Origin of the sequence: Pantoea sp. GCM10028869, assembly GCF_042666835.1 — a bacterium.
Taxonomy (GTDB): Bacteria; Pseudomonadota; Gammaproteobacteria; order Enterobacterales; family Enterobacteriaceae; genus Pantoea; species Pantoea leporis.
In genome coordinates this window covers 1,801-4,817 of the sequence record NZ_JBHTGO010000018.1, presented here as the reverse complement: position 1 = coordinate 4,817, position 3,017 = coordinate 1,801, and the positions used below count along the sequence as shown (strand labels likewise).

At 53.7% G+C, this 3,017-nt stretch carries 1 rRNA gene; it reads right to left on the bottom strand.

Annotation, left to right across the window (positions count from 1 at the left end):
* Positions 1-51: 51 nt before the first annotated feature.
* Positions 52-2,956 (bottom strand): 23S ribosomal RNA (locus ACFQW4_RS23600).
* Positions 2,957-3,017: the final 61 nt, after the last annotated feature.

The following is a 3,017-nucleotide window of genomic DNA, read 5'->3' as shown; positions in this document are numbered from 1 at the left end:
AAACAAGCTGAAAATATCCGGTCTCTCAGACCAAAACGCCTCTGGCGTTGTAAGGTTAAGCCTCACGGGTCATTAGTACCGGTTAGCTCAACGCATCGCTGCGCTTACACACCCGGCCTATCAACGTCGTAGTCTTCAACGTCCCTTCAGGACCCTCAAGGGGTCAGGGAGAACTCATCTCGGGGCAAGTTTCGTGCTTAGATGCTTTCAGCACTTATCTTTTCCGCACTTAGCTACCGGGCAGTGCCATTGGCATGACAACCCGAACACCAGTGGTGCGTTCACTCCGGTCCTCTCGTACTAGGAGCAACCCCCCTCAATTCTCCAGCGCCCACGGCAGATAGGGACCGAACTGTCTCACGACGTTCTAAACCCAGCTCGCGTACCACTTTAAACGGCGAACAGCCGTACCCTTGGGACCTACTTCAGCCCCAGGATGTGATGAGCCGACATCGAGGTGCCAAACACCGCCGTCGATATGAACTCTTGGGCGGTATCAGCCTGTTATCCCCGGAGTACCTTTTATCCGTTGAGCGATGGCCCTTCCATTCAGAACCACCGGATCACTATGACCTGCTTTCGCACCTGCTCGAGCCGTCACTCTCGCAGTCAAGCTGGCTTATGCCATTGCACTAACCTCCTGATGTCCGACCAGGATTAGCCAACCTTCGTGCTCCTCCGTTACTCTTTGGGAGGAGACCGCCCCAGTCAAACTACCCACCAGACACTGTCCGCAGCCCGGATTACGGGCCTACGTTAGAACATCAAACATTAAAGGGTGGTATTTCAAGGTTGGCTCCACGCAGACTGGCGTCCACGCTTCAAAGCCTCCCACCTATCCTACACATCAAGGCTCAATGTTCAGTGTCAAGCTATAGTAAAGGTTCACGGGGTCTTTCCGTCTTGCCGCGGGTACACTGCATCTTCACAGCGATTTCAATTTCACTGAGTCTCGGGTGGAGACAGCCTGGCCATCATTACGCCATTCGTGCAGGTCGGAACTTACCCGACAAGGAATTTCGCTACCTTAGGACCGTTATAGTTACGGCCGCCGTTTACCGGGGCTTCGATCAAGAGCTTCTCCTTGCGGATAACCCCATCAATTAACCTTCCGGCACCGGGCAGGCGTCACACCGTATACGTCCACTTTCGTGTTTGCACAGTGCTGTGTTTTTAATAAACAGTTGCAGCCAGCTGGTATCTTCGACTGCCTTCAGCTCCATCCGCGAGGGACTTCACCTACCGACAGCGTGCCTTCTCCCGAAGTTACGGCACCATTTTGCCTAGTTCCTTCACCCGAGTTCTCTCAAGCGCCTTGGTATTCTCTACCTGACCACCTGTGTCGGTTTGGGGTACGATTTCGTGTTACCTGGAGCTTAGAGGCTTTTCCTGGAAGCAGGGCATCAGTTACTTCACCACCGTGGTGGCTCGTCGTCACGCCTCAGCCTTAAGATACCCCGGATTTACCAAAGGTATCAGCCTACACGCTTAAACCGGGACAACCGTCGCCCGGATAACCTAGCCTTCTCCGTCCCCCCTTCGCAGTAACACCAAGTGCAGGAATATTAACCTGCTTCCCATCGACTACGCTTTTCAGCCTCGCCTTAGGGGTCGACTCACCCTGCTCCGATTAACGTTGAACAGGAACCCTTGGTCTTCCGGCGAGCGGGCTTTTCACCCGCTTTATCGTTACTTATGTCAGCATTCGCACTTCTGATACCTCCAGCATGCCTCACAGCACACCTTCAACGGCTTACAGAACGCTCCCCTACCCAACAACGCATACGCGTCGCTGCCGCAGCTTCGGTGCATGGTTTAGCCCCGTTACATCTTCCGCGCAGGCCGACTCGACCAGTGAGCTATTACGCTTTCTTTAAATGATGGCTGCTTCTAAGCCAACATCCTGGCTGTCTGTGCCTTCCCACATCGTTTCCCACTTAACCATGACTTTGGGACCTTAGCTGGCGGTCTGGGTTGTTTCCCTCTTCACGACGGACGTTAGCACCCGCCGTGTGTCTCCCGTGATAACATTCTCCGGTATTCGCAGTTTGCATCGGGTTGGTAAGCCGGGATGGCCCCCTAGCCGAAACAGTGCTCTACCCCCGGAGATGAGTTCACGAGGCGCTACCTAAATAGCTTTCGGGGAGAACCAGCTATCTCCCGGTTTGATTGGCCTTTCACCCCCAGCCACAAGTCATCCGCTAATTTTTCAACATTAGTCGGTTCGGTCCTCCAGTTAGTGTTACCCAACCTTCAACCTGCCCATGGCTAGATCACCGGGTTTCGGGTCTATACCCTGCAACTTAACGCCCAGTTAAGACTCGGTTTCCCTGCGGCTCCCCTATACGGTTAACCTTGCTACAGAATATAAGTCGCTGACCCATTATACAAAAGGTACGCAGTCACCCCATAAAGAGGCTCCCACTGCTTGTACGTACACGGTTTCAGGTTCTGTTTCACTCCCCTCGCCGGGGTTCTTTTCGCCTTTCCCTCACGGTACTGGTTCACTATCGGTCAGTCAGGAGTATTTAGCCTTGGAGGATGGTCCCCCCATATTCAGACAGGATACCACGTGTCCCGCCCTACTCTTCGAACTCACAATCTGTGCACTTTCGTGTACGGGACTATCACCCGGTATCGTGCGACTTTCCAGACGCTTCCACTAACGCACAAACTGATTCAGGTTCTGGGCTGTTCCCCGTTCGCTCGCCGCTACTGGGGGAATCTCGGTTGATTTCTTTTCCTCCGGGTACTTAGATGTTTCAGTTCCCCGGGTTCGCCTCGCAACACTATGTATTCATGTTGCGATGATGCACTGGGTGCACCGGGTTTCCCCATTCGGACATCGTCGGCTGTAGCGGTTCATATCACCTTACCGACGCTTTACGCAGATTAGCACGTCCTTCATCGCCTCTGACTGCCAGGGCATCCACCGTGTACGCTTAGTCGCTTAACCTCACAACCCACAGGCGTTTTGCAACGCGCGCAGACTGCAAGCATTTGAGAGACTCGAACAT